This window comes from Cellulophaga sp. F20128, from assembly GCF_023015805.1.
Classification (GTDB): Bacteria; Bacteroidota; Bacteroidia; order Flavobacteriales; family Flavobacteriaceae; genus Cellulophaga.
Window position 1 is genome coordinate 20,891 of the sequence record NZ_JALKBA010000012.1, and the last position, 17,515, is coordinate 38,405.

15 protein-coding genes are annotated in these 17,515 nt (G+C 37.6%); 8 read left to right on the forward strand and 7 right to left on the reverse strand.

The features are described from left to right. Window positions 1-5: 5 nt before the first annotated feature. The 5 genes from MWU65_RS12125 to MWU65_RS12145 all read left to right on the forward strand — a co-directional run bounded on the left by MWU65_RS12125 (window position 6) and on the right by MWU65_RS12145 (window position 6,876). Complete coding sequence (locus MWU65_RS12125) at window positions 6-1,400, forward strand: c-type cytochrome domain-containing protein (RefSeq protein WP_247078288.1); 1,395 nt, start codon at window positions 6-8, stop codon at window positions 1,398-1,400. Window positions 1,401-1,408: 8 nt separating this feature from the next. Further along, a complete protein-coding gene (locus MWU65_RS12130; RefSeq protein WP_247078290.1) occupies window positions 1,409-2,839 on the forward strand; it encodes a DASS family sodium-coupled anion symporter in 1,431 nt (476 codons plus the stop codon). A 388-nt stretch (window positions 2,840-3,227) separates the two neighbouring features. Next, window positions 3,228-5,684, forward strand: a complete 2,457-nt coding sequence (locus tag MWU65_RS12135; RefSeq protein ID WP_247078291.1) for a zinc-dependent metalloprotease — start codon at window positions 3,228-3,230, stop codon at window positions 5,682-5,684. 328 nt (window positions 5,685-6,012) lie between these two features. Continuing rightward, window positions 6,013-6,189, forward strand: coding sequence for a hypothetical protein (locus tag MWU65_RS12140; RefSeq protein WP_247078292.1), 177 nt, complete (start codon window positions 6,013-6,015; stop codon window positions 6,187-6,189). A 165-nt stretch (window positions 6,190-6,354) separates the two neighbouring features. Then, window positions 6,355-6,876, forward strand: a complete 522-nt coding sequence (locus MWU65_RS12145; protein WP_247078294.1) for a hypothetical protein — start codon at window positions 6,355-6,357, stop codon at window positions 6,874-6,876. A gap of 38 nt (window positions 6,877-6,914) precedes the next feature. On the opposite strand, the gene hemL is transcribed toward MWU65_RS12145, so the two are convergent. From hemL to MWU65_RS12165, 4 genes are read right to left on the reverse strand one after another with little or no spacing between them, the layout of a single operon-like run. After that, window positions 6,915-8,195 (reverse strand): glutamate-1-semialdehyde 2,1-aminomutase, encoded by a 1,281-nt coding sequence (hemL, locus tag MWU65_RS12150; protein ID WP_247078296.1) that lies wholly within the window; start codon window positions 8,193-8,195, stop codon window positions 6,915-6,917. A gap of 9 nt (window positions 8,196-8,204) precedes the next feature. Continuing rightward, the gene (locus tag MWU65_RS12155) at window positions 8,205-9,059 is read right to left on the reverse strand and encodes a glucosaminidase domain-containing protein (RefSeq protein WP_247078298.1); all 855 of its coding nucleotides are present in this window, start codon (window positions 9,057-9,059) and stop codon (window positions 8,205-8,207) included. After that, complete coding sequence (locus MWU65_RS12160; protein ID WP_247078300.1) at window positions 9,052-9,957, reverse strand: pyridoxal-phosphate dependent enzyme; 906 nt, start codon at window positions 9,955-9,957, stop codon at window positions 9,052-9,054. Before MWU65_RS12160 ends, MWU65_RS12155 begins: the two co-directional genes overlap by 8 nt. A gap of 12 nt (window positions 9,958-9,969) precedes the next feature. Then, on the reverse strand, window positions 9,970-10,299 hold the full coding sequence (locus MWU65_RS12165) for a hypothetical protein (RefSeq protein ID WP_247078302.1): 330 nt from the start codon (window positions 10,297-10,299) through the stop codon (window positions 9,970-9,972). 167 nt (window positions 10,300-10,466) lie between these two features. On the opposite strand from MWU65_RS12165, the gene MWU65_RS12170 reads away from it, so the two are divergent. The 3 genes from MWU65_RS12170 to MWU65_RS12180 all read left to right on the forward strand — a co-directional run bounded on the left by MWU65_RS12170 (window position 10,467) and on the right by MWU65_RS12180 (window position 13,145). After that, entirely contained in the window at window positions 10,467-10,628 is a 162-nt protein-coding gene (locus MWU65_RS12170; protein ID WP_247078304.1) for a DUF5522 domain-containing protein, read from the forward strand. A gap of 57 nt (window positions 10,629-10,685) precedes the next feature. Beyond that, a complete protein-coding gene (locus MWU65_RS12175; RefSeq protein ID WP_247078306.1) occupies window positions 10,686-11,237 on the forward strand; it encodes a DUF4136 domain-containing protein in 552 nt (183 codons plus the stop codon). A gap of 156 nt (window positions 11,238-11,393) precedes the next feature. Continuing rightward, entirely contained in the window at window positions 11,394-13,145 is a 1,752-nt protein-coding gene (locus tag MWU65_RS12180; RefSeq protein WP_247078307.1) for an aromatic amino acid hydroxylase, read from the forward strand. A 135-nt stretch (window positions 13,146-13,280) separates the two neighbouring features. Here the strand turns inward: MWU65_RS12180 and MWU65_RS12185 are convergent, their stop codons facing one another. The 3 genes from MWU65_RS12185 to alaS are packed head-to-tail and all read right to left on the reverse strand — an operon-like array spanning window position 13,281 to window position 17,489. Continuing rightward, window positions 13,281-13,907 (reverse strand): DUF4230 domain-containing protein, encoded by a 627-nt coding sequence (locus MWU65_RS12185; protein WP_247078308.1) that lies wholly within the window; start codon window positions 13,905-13,907, stop codon window positions 13,281-13,283. A 2-nt stretch (window positions 13,908-13,909) separates the two neighbouring features. Further along, on the reverse strand, window positions 13,910-14,866 hold the full coding sequence (locus tag MWU65_RS12190) for a GSCFA domain-containing protein (RefSeq protein WP_247078309.1): 957 nt from the start codon (window positions 14,864-14,866) through the stop codon (window positions 13,910-13,912). Between the two features lie 7 nt (window positions 14,867-14,873). Then, a complete protein-coding gene (alaS, locus tag MWU65_RS12195) occupies window positions 14,874-17,489 on the reverse strand; it encodes an alanine--tRNA ligase (RefSeq protein ID WP_247078310.1) in 2,616 nt (871 codons plus the stop codon). Window positions 17,490-17,515: the final 26 nt, after the last annotated feature.

Consider the following 17,515-nt stretch of genomic DNA (forward strand, 5'->3'; position numbering starts at 1 on the left):
TTCATATGGAAGTCATTACGCAATTACTAGGTCGTTTGCATCCCTTGCTCGTACATTTACCAATAGGTTTTATTATTTTCGGGTTGCTTTTTTTGTTTCTTGATCGCAAGCAAAAAGACTATACAAAACCCATTTCCTTCGCTTTTTTATGGGGTGGTATTATCGGTGTTTTCACTTGTATTAGTGGTTACTTGCTTTACCTCAATGAAGGGTATGCTTTTGATACCATTAAATTTCATTTATGGATCGGAATAACCACTACTGTTTTCTCATTTTTGGTTTACTTAAAACTACAAGACAAGTTTACGATTGCATTTTTTAAGCGGGTACCTACCATGGTATTTTCTATTCTAATGTTTGCGCTAATTTCAGCAACCGGTCATTTGGGCGGCAATATTACTCATGGCGAGGATTTCTTAACCGAACCCTTGCCTAACGGACTCAAAGCAGCACTAGGGATTGCAACCAATGAAAAGAAGGAGATTGTCTTGGATGAAGAAAATTGGCAAGACACTAAACTCTATGCCGATGTTGTTCAACCCATACTCAATAACAAATGTGTAAGCTGCCATGGCTCCAAAAAAGCAAAGGGAGAACTGCGTTTACACACACCGGAAGCTATTTTAGCTGGGGGAGAAAATGGTGAAATTATTAAAGCAAACAATCCAATTGAAAGTGATTTATTGGTTCGCTTGCATCTCCCCAAAGAAAATGAAGATCACATGCCACCCAAAGACAAAACGCAACTTAGCAAAGAAGAAATAGCCCTATTGGATTTTTGGGTAACCCATGGCAGTGATTTTGAAAAAACAGCAAAAGAATTACAGCTTAAAAAAAGTCTATTATCAGCCTTCTTTCCTGTGCATACAACCAATGATTTTCCTGATATTGAGGTTGCTGAAGTAACAGATAACATCCTACAAGGAATTCGCAACAAAGGCTTTTATGTAGAAAAAATAAGCGAAAACACCAATTACCTTAGAGTAACTTGCATTAACCTACCCTCCTTTAATGATGAAGATTTTATAGTATTATCCGATATAAAAGAACAAATAGCCATCCTAGATTTAGGAAATACAGCCATTACAGATGCTAGTTATGCCGCCGTGGCGGGCTTCCCAAATGTTACCGTCTTAAAACTAGACAATAACAATATTAGTGGTACTGAAATTGAAATCCTCGCCAATTGCAAGCATTTAAAATCTATAAATTTGGTGAAAACGCAATTTACCGATGTTAATCTTGAAAAGTTAAATTTAATTCCTAGCTTACAGACGGTATATTTGTACGATTCTAAAGTTAGTACAGAAGCCATAAAGAAATTAGACCCAAACAAAATTTCTGTTGAATACGGCAATTATAAAATGCCCATAATAGCATCAGATAGTATACTATATTAATTACAACGATGGCATTAAGCAAAAAAATAGGATTAATCTTAGGGCCTCTAGCTTTCTTTGCAGTGCTATTTTTTCCGGTTACACTTCTTTCAACCAAGGGCGATGCGGTCATCGCCGTGGCCCTATGGATGGTTATTTGGTGGATTTTTGAGGCTGTATCTATATCAGTTAGCGCTTTATTACCTCTTATTCTATTCCCTCTGCTCAACGTAATGCCCATAGACGATGTGGGCGCCAATTACGGCAGTAAAATTATTTTCCTATTTTTTGGTGGTTTTGTATTGGCATTGGCTCTCGAAAAAGTAAACTTACACAAACGAATTGCCTTAAACATCATAAAAATTACGGGTACAACCCCTAACAAAGTGGTCTTGGGTTTTATGATTGCAACCGCTTCCCTAAGTATGTGGATTAGCAACACGGCTAGTACAGTGGTTATGCTTCCTATTGCGGTATCCGTTATAAAACTATTGCAACATGATGAAGACGGCTTTACCAAAAGTGACAAAAACTTTGCACTTAGTGTTATGCTTGGCATCGCTTTTTCTGCCAATGCCGGTGGAATCGCAACCATTATTGGAACACCACCCAATTCTGTTTTAATTGGTTTATTGGAAAAGCAATACCATATCGAAATATCATTTTTAAAATGGATGACGATTGGGCTGCCAATTTCCATACTCTTACTTATCATTATTTATTTTGTGCTGGTAAAGTGGATGTTTCCCAACAAGCAATTAGAGTTTTCTGCATCCAAAGAGATCATAGCACAGGAACTCCACAAACTAGGAGCTATTAACAAAAGAGAAAAGATGGTATTGACCATTTTTGGAATTACTGTATTTCTATGGATTTTCAGAACATTGATCAATTCAATTTTTCCAAATCTAGGATTGTCCGACACCGTAATTAGTATGATAGCAGCTATTTCTTTGTTTGCAGTTCCCTATAATTTAAAAAAAGGAGATTTTATATTACAGTGGCAAGACACAGAAAAATTGGCATGGGGTATTTTAATTCTTTTTGGTGGCGGCTTGGCATTAGCCAATGGTATGGCTACTACCGGTATTGTCAATAAGGTCGCTGAAATCATTTCTACTAGCAATCTACCGATACTTTTCACAGTTTCGCTCTTACTATTCCTGGTACTTTTTATGACAGAATTAATGAGCAATGTGGCTTTAATTACTATAGTAGCTCCTATTGTGGCTGGGATTGCTATTGGCTTAGAAATACCCATGTTATATGTATTAATACCGGTAACTATTGCTAGTAGCTGTGCCTTTATGCTTCCAATGGCCACGCCACCCAATGCCATCGTTTTTGCTAGTGGTTTTATTAAAATAAGTGAAATGGCCAAAGTAGGTGTCCTACTAAATCTAATCTCTGTAGGCTTGCTTATTCTAATGTATCAATTTATAATGCCTTTATTCTTTTAGCCCCAACCAAACCACACCAGAGCTTCTAAAAAGTGGATGGTTTATAAAAAAGAATAGCCACTGCATTGCAGCGGCCATTCGATTGACTAATCCAAAAAACACAAAAGACGTATTGTTAAGCTGTTCGCATTGATTGTTATTATAAAGGACGCTTAAAAACCCACTTTTGTTACAAAAAAATTAAGGTTTAACAAAAACAAAATAAATAGCATGATTTTGTGACCCAAATGTTAATTTATGTTAAAATTACAGTAATGTACTGAATTTAAGCAGCTTAAAAAATACCGCCTTTTGGCTTATGGCATCGCTCTTATGATTTTGTTAACATATATTTATGTTTTTTTCCAGTTATTTGTGGAACACTTTAAAAAAAATAAACCAAACACAAATGATTAGAAATTTACTTACCAAATTATTATTGGTCGTTTTCCTTGTCGCTTCCTTTACTACGGTGGAAGCACAATCTAAAAAGAAGAAAAAAAATAGTAAGAAAGACGAAAAAACGGCTGAAGCAGCTGCTGCTCCAAAGCCAAAAAAAGGTGATATTTTACCGTATGACAAAGTAATCACCAAAGACGCAAAAACAGATGAAGGTCTATTTAATGTGCACGAAGTAGAAGACAAGCGCTATTATGAGATTCCTGATTCCTTGTTCAACAAAGAAATGTTGATGGTTAGTAGAATTTCTAAAACTGCTTCCGGTTTAGGATTTGGCGGTGGCAAAATTAACACACAAATGTTGCGTTGGGAAAAGAAAGACAAAAAAGTACTTTTGCGTATCATTTCCACGAGTATCGTTGCCGATGAAGAATTACCGGTATATGAAGCGGTAGTAAATTCTAATTTAGAACCTGTTTTATATTCTTTTGATATTGCTGCCTTTAAAAAGGATTCGCTTGCACCTGCAACGGTCATTGAAATTGGTGATTTTTTTGAAAAAGATGTAAAAACAATTGGTTTACCGGAACGTGCTAGAACACAATATAAAGCAACGCGCTTGGATGAAAGCAGAAGTTATATTGAAAGCATAAAGAGTTACCCTTTAAATATTGAAGCCAGGCATATAAAAACCTATTTTGCAGGGAACCCTCCTTCCAATTCGGCTTTAGGGTCTATTACCATAGAAATTAACAATTCTATGATCTTACTACCCAAAGAGCCCATGAAACGACGTTATTTTGACGAGCGTGTAGGTTGGTTTGCTCGGAATCAGGTAGATTACGGTTTAAGTGCACAAAAAAGTAAATCGGTTACTTATTTAGATCGATGGAGATTAGAAGTAAAGGAAGAAGACATCGAAAAATTTAATAATGGTGAGCTTGTAGAGCCTAAAAAACAAATTGTTTACTATGTAGATAGAGCAACTCCAGAAGAGTGGGTTCCGTATATTAAGCAAGGTATTGAAGATTGGCAAGTTGCCTTTGAAGCCGCTGGTTTTAAAAATGCAATAGTTGCAAAAACACCACCGACAAAAGAGGAAGATCCAGATTGGTCTCCAGAAGATGTTCGTTATTCGGTTGTTCGTTATTTAGCTTCTCCAATTCCAAATGCAAACGGTCCTCATGTAAGTGACCCAAGGTCTGGAGAAATTTTAGAATCGGATATTAACTGGTATCACAATGTTATGACCCTATTGCGCAACTGGTTCTTTGTGCAAACTGCTGCTATTAACCCAGAAGCAAGAGGTGTTGAATTTAAGACTGAAATAATGGGCCGCTTAATTCGTTTTGTTTCTTCGCATGAAGTAGGCCACACCTTAGGTTTACCTCACAATATGGGGAGTAGTCCTGCTTATCCTGTAGATTCTTTACGATCAAAATCTTTTACTGCAAAGTATGGCACGGCACCTTCCATTATGGATTATGCACGTTTTAACTATATTGCTCAACCTGGAGATGAAGGTGTTGCTCTTATGCCAAATATTGGAATATATGACAAGTATTCTGTGAATTGGGGATACCGTCCTATACTAGACAAATCTGCAAAAGATGAAAAAGAAACTTTAGACAGCTGGATTTTAAAACATGCTGGAGATCCATTGTACCGTTTTGGAAGACAACAAGGAAGGGTTATTGATCCTAGTTCGCAAACTGAAGATTTGGGAGACGATGCAATGAAGGCAAGTGCCTATGGTATTGCTAACCTAAAAAGAATAGTGCCAAACCTAATAGAATGGACTGCGGAAGACGGAAAATCTTATGAAGATTTGGATGAATTATACGGTGAAGTTCTGAGCCAATTTAACAGGTATATGGGACACGTTGCCAATAATATTGGTGGGGTCTATGAAAATTACAAAACATACGACCAAGAAGGAGCAGTGTATACCCATGTGGCTAAAGAGAAACAAAAAAGAGCCATTGAATTCCTATCCGACGAATTGTTTGATACGCCAGAATGGTTAATAGACACCAACATCTTCAACAAAATAGAAAGCTCAGGTGCCATAGCACGAATTAGAAGCACACAATCGAGAACTTTGAGTACTATTTTTGACACGACTAAAATGGCTCGCCTTATAGAAAGTGAAGCCTTATATGGTAATGATGCCTATTCGTTATCTACTATGATGTCTGATGTTAGAAAGGCTGTCTGGAAAGAATTAAGTACAGGGCGTTCTATTGACACCTACAGACGTAATTTACAACGTACTTATATTGACCAAATGGAGTCTTTAATGACCAACGACGATGCCAGTCAATCTGATATTACAGCAGTTGTTAGAGCAGAATTAAAAACGCTACAACGATTAGTACGATCTGCCTCTTCCAATGCATCAGGAATAAAAAGAGCGCACTTACAAGATATCTTAGAAAGAATTAATCTTATTCTTGACCCTAAGTAATTAGAAGTCACTATTCTAAATTTAAAAGCCGTGTTGTACACTTAAGTACAACACGGCTTTTTTTTCAACCTAAATTTAACAACAAAAGACTTTGTAGTACAACTACAAAATAATGAAGATAATCCCTTCATTTTGTTAAAAACAGTGTATTTCATCGATAAAATATGTCTTTTATCTTGTTTTTCTAAAGAAAGTTTCTATATTGCATACATCAAACAACACAATTGGCTGTTTACACAACTATATTGTAGTGTTTACACAACATGAATAGAATACAAAATAAAATTACTGTCTATCTTTGTTAAAGATATAAAAAAAACCAAATCTTATGTCCTATAAAATTAAAAGCTTAATTTATTTTTCTTGTCTAGTTGTTGCGATTTTTGCCTATAACGAAATTGAAACAGAACAAGTAGCTCAAAATGCAACGGTTGTTGAATTAAATGATATGGATGTTAAAACCAGCCATAACGATCAATTGGTTCAATTATCGGAAGAAGAGTAAACCGCAGAAAAAAATAGTATAAAGTGTGAAACCATAACGGTTTCACACTTTTTTTTTGCCCAAAAAGTAAGTTTGGCTAATGTTAAAATTCTACCAAAACAACAAACTTGTTTAAACTTTTAACACAATTGCGTGTCCAAGAACTGTAACATTTAAAAAAACAAAATGAAAAAGATCACTTTTATAATGGCAGTAATGCTAGGGATATTCATGAGTTCTGCGCAAGAACACAGTAAAGAATACAAAGAACGCAACCAAAAAGAACATCGGAAATCGAATCCCGATGGCTTAAAGATGAGAAAGGCTCACATGGCAAACTTCTCTCCTGAACAGCTTGCCACCTTGCAAACTAAAAAAATGACATTGGCCTTAGACCTAACGGCCGCCCAGCAGTCTAAAGTTCAAAAACTGAACGAGGCTAATGCGAAATTACGTCAAGAAAAAATAAAGGAATTTAAAGCCAAAAAAGAGGATACTCAATTATCATCTGAAGAACGCTATAAACGAGCTTCTTCTATTTTAGATCATAAAATTGCTCAGAAACAAGAAATGAAAAAAATTCTTTCTGAGGATCAATATGATACCTGGTTAAAACAAAATAAAGGTAGAGAACATGGTGCAAAAAAAAGAATAGGTAAAAGAGGTTCTGAAACGAGGCAAGACCGAAAATCAAGACATAAAGAATAATAAAAAGGGGAGATTTTAAAATCTCCCCTTTTTGTTTATTAAAGCGCTACCTCTTCCAAGGCGGTAATGGTGTCGTCTAGATCTTTATAGGACAAAGCATCATTTAAAAAGTAACTTTCAAAAGCACTGGGTGGTAAGTAAACACCCTTGTTTAACATGCCGTGAAAATACCTTTTAAAGGTTTCGTTATTTCCGGTGGCAGCAGAAGCAAAATCTACGACAGGGGTATCGGTAAAATGAACAGAAATCATACTTCCAAATCTATTTATTTGGTAGGGTATTCCCTTTTTATCCAATGCTTTTTCAAAGCCCTTGTGCAAATACTCTGTTTTTTCGGCTAGGCTTCTAAAAATTTCAGGCTTGGCATTTAGAGCTGTTAACATTGCCAAACCAGCACTCATCGCTAAGGGATTTCCACTTAAGGTCCCTGCCTGATACACCGGTCCAACAGGTGCTAAATAATCCATTATTTCATTTCTGGCAGCAAATGCCCCCACAGGCAATCCGCCTCCAATTACCTTTCCGAAGGTTACAATATCTGCAGCGACACCCAATACTTCTTGAGCTCCTCCCCTAGCCAAACGGAAGCCCGTCATGACCTCATCAAAAATTAACAAAATACCTTCTTGGGTACACAGTTCGCGTAGTCCTTTTATAAATTCTTCGGTAGGTATAATACATCCCATATTGCCGGCTACTGGTTCTACAATAATAGCAGCAATTTCTCTTTTATTGGCTTCAACCAATGTTTTTACACTCTCTAAATCATTATAATTAGCAAGTAAAGTATCCTTGGCTGTTCCTGCTGTCACTCCCGGACTATTAGGGCTACCAAAAGTTACGGCTCCACTACCGGCTTCAATTAAAAAAGAATCTGAATGGCCGTGGTAGCAGCCTGAAAATTTGATGATTTTATCTTTGGCGGTAAAACCTCTTGCCAAACGAACAGCACTCATACAAGCTTCGGTACCACTGTTTACAAATCTGATTTTATCAATATTAGGCACCATTGAAACCGCTAATTTTGCCAATTCAGTTTCTATTTCTGTTGGCATCCCAAAGGAAGTCCCTTTTTTTGCTTTTTCTATGACTGCATTGATAACCGGGTCATAGGCGTGGCCTAAAATTAACGGCCCCCAAGAGGCGATATAATCTATAATTTTATTGCCATCTTCGTCATAGAGGTAGGCCCCTTTTGCTTCTTTTACAAAAATAGGATCTCCGCCAACAGCATTAAAGGCGCGTACGGGAGAATTCACTCCGCCCGGTATATACTTTTTTGCCTCTCTAAAGAGTGCACTGCTTCTTTGATAAATCATTCCTTCTGATTAATTTTTTATAGATTTCACAATTAATTCTTGCCCAATAGACAAGCTTGTGCTTTTTAGGTTATTGAGTTCCATTAAATCTGGAACCGCCATAAAATACATCCTAGATATGGCGTATAAGGTTTCTCCTGCCTCTACGGTATGTCTTTGAACCACATATTGTTTGGGTGGTTTTGGATAGGTTTTAGGTACGGAACTATCGTATTTGTCCAATCCATATTTTTCTATCAAATAAATTAACTTCTGTGGGTATTTGGGATCCGTGGCATAGCCTGCTTTTCGTAATCCTTTGGCCCACCCTTTATAATCTTCTGAATCTAAATCGAATAAAAAAGCATAGCGGGCTCTTGTAGTTAAAAAAACACTGTGATCTCTAAAAGAGTACATGGGATGGTTGTATTTTCTAAAGCACTCTCCTTTTTCATCATCATCGTGAAAATCGTATTCACCCTCCCAACCCGTATGGCATTTAATACCAAAGTGATTGTTGGTTTTACGTGCTAAATTCCCTTTTCCAGAACCGCTTTCTAAGATCCCTTGCGCTATGGTAATACTAGCAGGTACGGCATACGCCTTCATTTCATCCTGTGCCAAACCCGCAAAGGTTTCAATATACTCGGCTGTATTTTCAATGGGGAAATTCACAAATACCCCATCATCTTTGGGCAAGGCATACATTTGCCCATTGGTATCATAGGTCGCTTTTTGGGGAGAAACGGTAGTAATTTTAGTATGTTTTCTGCCTTTATCGGCAACACTTCTTTTGGCCTTACAACTGGCAAATACAGTTATTAAAAGTACAACGCCAAGTCTAACAAACGTTTTTTTATAGGGTTTCAATGGTATACTAATCATGAATTAATGGTAAATTTTTCTTTTTCAACAAATTATTCATTCCTTCTATTCCTTGCAAGCCTCCTGTATGAATGGCAAGAATTTTAGTGCCCGGTTTAAAATAATCATTCCGGATCAAATCTAACACTCCAAACATCATTTTACCCGTGTACACAGGATCTAATTGTACATTGGTTTGTTTTTTAAATGTATTTATAAAGGTAATCAACTCGGTTGTTACCTTTGCATACCCTCCAAAATTAAACTGATTGTTCAGGTCCCAATTTTTATTTTGTGCAAATTTACAAATATCTTCTTTTAAAAAATCACCTTTTAAGGCAGGAAAACCTAAAACCCTTTGCTGTGGTTCTGCAGAATTAATAATCCCTGCAATTGTACCTCCTGTTCCAACAGCACAACAAATTACATCAAAATCCCGATCGGCCGCTGTTAAAATTTCTTCACACCCTTTAATAGCCAAGGCATTTGCGCCACCTTCAGGTAAAATATAACATCCTTTATAGGCTGCTTTGAGTTGATTTATAAATGCTACCTCATGCTTTTTTTTATACACCTCTCTAGAGACAAACACCAACTCCATTCCTTGGGCTTTGGCAAAAACCAAAGTTGGATTTTGTTCCCATTTAGCCTCCAGTTCTTCCCCCCTAATAATTCCAATTGTTTTTATGTTGTTTTCTCTACCTGCGTAGGCCGTAGCCGCAATATGGTTCGAAAATGCACCGCCAAAGGTGAGCAGGCAACGCGACTTACTGTCTATTGCTTGTTGCAGGTTGTATTTTAGCTTTCTGTATTTATTCCCCGATATAAAAGGGTGTATCATATCTTCTCGTTTGATAGCGAGCGATACCTTCTTTTGCGTTATTATAGGAAGTTCAATAGACTGATTTAAAACATTCACGCCTTACAATTTTCAGCGCCAAAGATATTTAATAAAACTGAAGGGTTTACGTTCGTTTAAATAATTAGGATTATCTTCATTATAATACGCTTCTCTCTCAAAACTAAGATTCTGATACGCTTTATAACTATCCCAATAACACAAACATCGCACAGCAAACTCTAAGAGGTAAAACACATAAAAAGGTAGTACCAAAAGTTCTAATTGTTGTTTTAAATGTATTTTTTCGTGATTAATTAAGGCCTCGTCTGCCTTGAGATCATCATTTTTAAGAATGATAAAAGGCCATAAGGAGAGCCCTACATAGTTCTTTCTAAAAAAAAGTTTTGAAACTAAAATCATTCAAACGGATTAATTAATAAGGTCAAATTTAATACGTTAGCGCACAAGTTATGCCAGTTTTGCTTCTAAAACCGTTTAGAAACGCAAATATTCGATTAGCAACGAGAAACCAGATTTTAATCCTTTGAAATTGAATAGTTCAGCAAAAAATAATTAATTTTACCCGTATGAAAAAAATTCTTCAACCCGAAGAAGGTGACTATTACCTTTCCAAAGAAGGCTATAGAGTGTTTACAGAGCAATACCACATCCGTAGAGGCTATTGTTGTGAAAGCGGGTGCCGCCATTGTCCGTATGGGTATTCCGCAAAAACCAACTCTCGAGGGTAGATTTTATAAGGACGGCACAGTTTTTGTGATTATAATAGTAACTAAAACTTCAAAAATATGAAAGCAATAAAATTAGCGATAGTACCCATACTAGCCTTGTTCCTTTTTAGTTCTTGTACTTCAGTACGAGTCTTATCTGATTATGATAAAGAAGCAAATTTTGGAACCTATAAATCGTATGCTTTTTATAAAACGGGTATAGACAAAGCTCAAATATCTGATTTAGACAAGAAGAGAATTCTAAGAGCTATAGAATCAGAAATGAGTACTAGAGGCTTTGTAAAATCAAATACGCCAGATGTATTGGTTAGTATCTTTACTAAAGAAAAAGAACGTGTTGATATTTACAACAACTATTGGGGTGGACACTACGGTTGGGGATGGAACCCTTATTACTGGGGTGGTATGCGTGGCAGCAATGTATCTACAAGTACCGAAGGGTCTTTATACATTGATCTTATAGACGCAAAAAGTAAAGAATTGGTATGGCAAGGAAGAGGTGTAGGTACTTTAAACAATACGCGTAATATTGAAAAGAAAGAACAACGTATACAAGAGTTTGTTTCCGAAATTCTTGAAGCCTATCCTCCTGAGATGGCTTCCAAGTAAAAGACAATTAAAACCGCTATCAGTAGCGGTTTTTTTTATGCTTTCTACGAAACAGCCTTGTGTTTGAGCAGTGATATTCCCCCAATAAGTATAAAAAATCAAAGGATGTTTTTTGTACTTTTATACACTTAAACATTTAAAACAGCGCAACTTGCTATGTCTTACGAAAGCAATTACATCCTTGACAAACTACCAAAGCACCTGAAGCAGTATATTAAGGCGCAAAATTATGAGGATTACACCCCCATAAATCAGGCGGTTTGGCGGTATGTAATGCGTAAAAATGTAGATTACCTCAGTAAGGTTGCCCACGTTTCTTATTTAGAGGGCTTAAAAAAAACAGGCATCTCTATTGAGCAGATTCCCAACATGTATGGGATGAACCGTATTTTACAAGCTATTGGCTGGGCTGCTGTTGCGGTAGATGGTTTTATTCCGCCCTCTGCATTTATGGAATTCCAAGCCTATAACATCTTGGTCATTGCTTCAGACATCAGACAACTAGAACATATAGAATATACCCCGGCTCCCGATATTATCCACGAAGGTGCTGGTCACGCCCCAATCATAGCAAATCCGGAATATGCAGAATACCTAAGGCGTTTTGGGGAAATTGGCTGCAAGGCCATCTCTAGCGGCAAGGATTATGAATTGTATGAGGCCGTAAGGCATTTGTCCATTATAAAAGAAGCGGCTGGCATTGATCAAAAAGAAATTGAGAGTGCCGAAAAACTGGTAGAAGATTTGCAAAATAATATGGGAGAACCCAGTGAAATGGCTTTGATTCGCAATTTACATTGGTGGACCGTAGAATACGGTTTAATTGGCAGTCTTGATAACCCTAAAATTTATGGAGCAGGATTACTCTCATCCATTGGGGAGAGTGCTTGGTGCATGACAGATCAGGTAAAAAAACTAGCCTACTCTAGTGAGGCGGCACATACGTCTTTTGATATTACCAAACCACAACCACAGTTGTTTGTTACCCCTGATTTCGCTTTCTTAAGTCAGGTTTTGGAAGAATTTGCCAATACCATGGCCTTACGTACCGGTGGCTTAGATGGGATTCAAAAGCTTATCACCTCCAAGGCATTGGGAACCGTAGAGCTCAGCACAGGATTACAAATATCTGGCATATTCGCTAGCGTAATCACATACAAAGGAAGGCCCGCCTACCTACAAACTACGGGGGAAACAGCATTATCTTACCGGGAAAAAGAATTGGTAGGCCATAGCACAAAACACCATGCCCATGGTTTTGGCTCGCCTATTGGCAAGCTTAAAGGCATTAATTTAGCCATAGAAGATATGAGTCCGCGCGACTTAAAAGCCTATAATATATTTGAATCTGAAAACGTTTCCTTGGAGTTTGAGGGAGGTATTACCGTTACTGGAGATATCGTTACGGGTACTCGCAACCTAAAAGGAGAAATTGTACTGATAACCTTTGATAATTGTACGGTAACCCATGGCGAAAAAATACTGTTTTCACCCCATTGGGGATTATACCACATGGCCGTTGGTGAACATATTGTCTCCGCTTTTAATGGCCCGGCAGATTTAAACAGTTTCAACTTAATAACACATAGCATTACCGTAGCAACGATAAAACAAAAGCAAACGGAAGCAAACCACCAATTGGAGCTACTCTACAAGCAAATTCGTGAATTTAGGGAAGGAATAAATACCACCATTTCTAGAAATAAGGTTTTTCAAGAGCTTAAAAAGAAGTTTCCCACAGATTGGTTACTCGCCGTAGAATTGTATGAATTGGCAAAAACTAATGCTGATGACGATTTTGCCGAAGAAATCCTGACCCATCTCGAAACCGTAAAACAAAACAATCCTAGGCTGGGGCATTTGATTGATGATGGCATTGCCTTGGTGGCAAAGCACTTGGTCGTTTAAAAAGGTGTTGGGTTTTGGGTAAATGGTTGATGGATAAATACAAAAAAAACAGTGCTTAGTGAATGAAATTGGAGCATTTAAATAATCCCATGGGCTCTTTTTTATTAGAATCCAAGGAACATATAAGCACCAACGCTATTGCAGTTCCAATGCTTCCATCTGTTTAAAGTCCTCCAAACTCTCAATGGGTTTTTCCTCATACTGCAAGGTCCACCCCAGGGAATTGGTTAAAATATAAAACTTCGAAAGTTCGCTCATCAACCTATTTTTTGCATTCTTCTTTAGGGAGGAAGCGGCTATCTTTTTTTGAAGCGAAGCCGTGACATTCTTCTTAATCTTATTGTAATCTTCTGCCCCAAACTCTGAAAAATAGTCGGCCGTAACATCATAATATTCAAAATCGGGATGCATCTGTATTTCAGGTTCTGGAATACTGAGTATGTGCAAAATTTTATGTTCTTCATCTACCTTAAAGACAATCTTCTCCAGATCATAAACCACATTTACATCGGCATTAACTACGACCAATGCCTTTTTTGAGGCGGTAAACAAACTCCCAAATACCAACTGTGAATCTCGGTAATTGTACACCTCTGCAAAATGACCTTCAGTAACAATCAGTTTGGAAACATTTTGTATTTGCTTCTGAATAAGCATGGAACTCTCTTGCAGTATACTTTTTTGTTCTTTTTTATCAGAACAGGTTTTAAACACCAATAGCGCAACCAATACAATGATAATACCGATAAGGATTCTCTTCATAATTAAAAGGTCATAAAAGGATATTCTTTTTGAAGATACGCAATTTTTTCTTCTAAGGCTTTTACAAACTTCTGATGGCTATCCGATGCTACATTAAAGGGTCTGTGTTGTAATCCTCTTTGTACAACCGCCACCTTCTCCATAGTTGTTCTAGCCCCCTCAGCGATCCAAACCGCTGCAAATTTCTCCCAAATATAATCCACAGCCAAGGGGTTAGGGTGCAGCATATCGGTAGTGTAAAAACGATAATCGCGCAACTCATCCATCACAATTTCATAACTCGGAAAATAAGAAGCCACCGCTTTTATACGGTCTTTATTTAAAACGGTGTGGAGTGCTGTTATTAAGTGCGACTTACTCCTTTGGTTTTCTACAAAACCATCTTTTATATGGCGTACTGGCGAAACGGTAAAAATAAACTTAGCCTTAGTATTTACAGTCTGCACCAAAGCGATCATCTGTTCTATGCTCGCTTCAATTTCCGATACAGTTAGTATTTTTTTCGTGAATTCTTTTTGAGGTACCTTATGGCAATTGGCAACAATGCTATTTAAACGATTGTGCTGATACACCCAAGCCGTACCCAAGGTAATCACAATATGGGTTGCAACCTGCAACTGTTCTTGGGTTTGCGCTACCGCTTCCTTTAAATTCTGAAGCAATTGAACCTTAGAGGCAGCGCTTAGACTAGAATGTGCATTAAAACTATGCCAACGTTGCTCTAGTTCAAAAACATCCTTATCTGTATCTATTGTGCCTTGCACTGCATTTTCCAGTACGGTTTCAATGGCTTTGGGATGAAACAATATCCCAAAAGGATTGGTGCCGGATTGAAACTTAAAACACGAAAATTTATCGCCTATATTTTCCGCAAAACAAGAACCCAAAAGGACTACCGTACTCTTATAATCAATCTGAAACGCAGACGCTTCCAATGGAATTTTAGTTTGCAGTTTCATCTTCTGTTTATTTTATATAAGCCATTGCCTTTTCCAAAGCTTCTGGAATGCCCGCTGGGTTTTTACCCCCTGCTGTTGCAAAAAATGGCTGTCCGCCACCGCCACCTTGGATATACTTGCCCAATTCGCGAACAATAGTACCTGCATTTAAGCCTTTCTCTGCTGCCAACTCCTTGGAAATATAACAAGAGAGTGTGGCTTTGCCGTCGTTTTCTGCTGCAAAAAGCAAAAACATATCAGTAGTATTGGCTCCCATTTCAAAAGACAAATCTTTTATTCCTGCAGGATCTAAATCTATTTTTTTTGCTAGAAACTGTACCCCATTTATGGCTGTTAGCTCCCCTAGCAAATCGCCTTTTAAGTTTTTAGCCTTGGCTTTTAGCAATTGCTCTACTTCTTTCTTTAGCTTGCTATTTTCTTCCTGCAAGGACAAGACAGCCTTTACGGGATCTTTAGCATTGTTCAGCAGATCTTTTATCTCGTACAAACTGCGATTGTTATCAAAGTAAAAACCTTTGACTGCATCTGAGGTAATGGCTTCAATTCTTCGTATTCCGGACGCCACAGCACCCTCAGATTTTATTTTAAAATGCCATATTTCGCCAGTGTTTTGTACATGAGTACCGCCACAGAGTTCTATAGACTGTCCAAAGCGAATGGCACGTACAGCATCGCCATATTTTTCTCCAAACAGTGCCATTGCCCCTTCATCTAAGGCTTGTTGCATGGGGATGTTACGTTTTTCTTCTAGCGGCAAATTGCCTTCAATTCTAGCATTGACAAAATCTTCTACTTCCCGCAATTGGTCTGTTGTTAATTTGGCAAAGTGAGAAAAATCGAAGCGCAAATATTTAGAGTGTACCGCAGAACCTTTCTGTTCTACATGGGGTCCTAATATTTCACGTAATGCTTGGTGTAGCAAGTGGGTTGCCGTATGGTTACAGGCAGTTCTTTGACGTTGTTTTTTATCTACAACAGCCTTAAATGCATCCTTCGTATTGCGAGGTAAGTTCTTGGCTAAATGATAAATTTCATTGTTCTCTTTCTTGGTATCCAAGATATAAATTACATCGCCGTTTGAAGATTCCAAATATCCTTTATCCCCTACTTGTCCGCCTCCTTCTGGATAAAACGGAGTCATGTTAAATACAAGCTGATACTGCTCCCCTTCTTTTTTAGAAGTAACCTTTCTATACTTTACCAATCTTACATCGACCTCTAAAATATCATAGCCTACAAATTCTTGTTCCGCATCGTCTAGTAAAACCTCCCAGTCTTCCTTAGAAACTTCAGAAGCAGACCTAGATCGGTTCTTTTGCTCCTGCATGGCTTTTTCAAATCCGGCCTCATCCAAATCATAACCACGTTCACTTAAGATTAAGGCGGTTAAATCTATAGGAAAACCATAGGTATCGTACAATTCAAAAGCTTTTTTACCATTGATTGTCTTGGTGGTTGCATTACTGATAACGCTATCTAACAACACCAAGCCTTGGTCTAAGGTCTTTAAAAAAGAATGCTCTTCTTCTTTTACTACATTTTCTATCAGTTGCTTTTGTTCTTTCAATTCAGGGAAAGCATCGCCCATGGTCTTGGTTAATATTTGCACCAACCTGTACATAAAAGGCTCCTTGGTATCTAAAAAGGTAAATCCGTAACGAATGGCCCGTCTTAAAATTCGTCGTATCACATAGCCAGCACCTGTATTGCTCGGTAACTGTCCGTCTGCAATAGAAAAGGATACGGCTCTAATATGATCTGCAATAACGCGAATTGCAATATTTGTCTCTTCGTTTTTATTGTAGGTAGCATTGGTAATGGTTTCTATCTCGCGAATAATGGGTGTAAAAACATCGGTATCGTAATTAGATTGCACTCCTTGTAACACCATACAAAGTCGCTCAAAGCCCATCCCAGTATCCACGTGTTTTGCCGGTAAGGATTCTAGATTTCCATTGGCTTTACGGTTGTACTGCATAAAAACCAAGTTCCAGATTTCTACCACCTGCGGATGATCCATATTGATCAGCGTTGCCCCAGAAACTTTCTTTTTTTCTTCATCAGAACGGATATCCACATGTATTTCAGAACAAGGTCCGCAAGGTCCTTGATCTCCCATCTCCCAAAAGTTATCCTTTTTATTTCCAAAAAGTATCTGTGATTCTGGTACAATGTTTTTCCAAATATCCAAGGCTTCCTGATCCATACTCAGTTTATCCTTGTCCTCGCTGCCTTCAAAAACAGTGACATACAAGCTTTCTTTATCGATCTTAAGCACATCTACCAAAAGTTCCCATGCCCAAGCAATAGCCTCTTCTTTAAAATAATCGCCAAAACTCCAGTTCCCCAGCATCTCAAACATAGTATGGTGGTAGGTATCCTTACCCACTTCTTCCAAATCGTTATGTTTTCCACTTACTCTAAGGCACTTTTGGGAATCTGTAACCCGATTGTTTTTTATTTCACTATTTCCAAGAAAGAATTCTTTAAACTGATTCATTCCTGCATTGGTAAACATTAAAGTAGGATCATCTTTAATAACCATAGGGGCAGAAGCAACAATTTTATGGGATTTGTTCTTAAAAAATTCTAAAAATTGAGCTCTTATTTCTTGAGATTTCATAGTAAATTGGTAAGCTTTTAATAAAT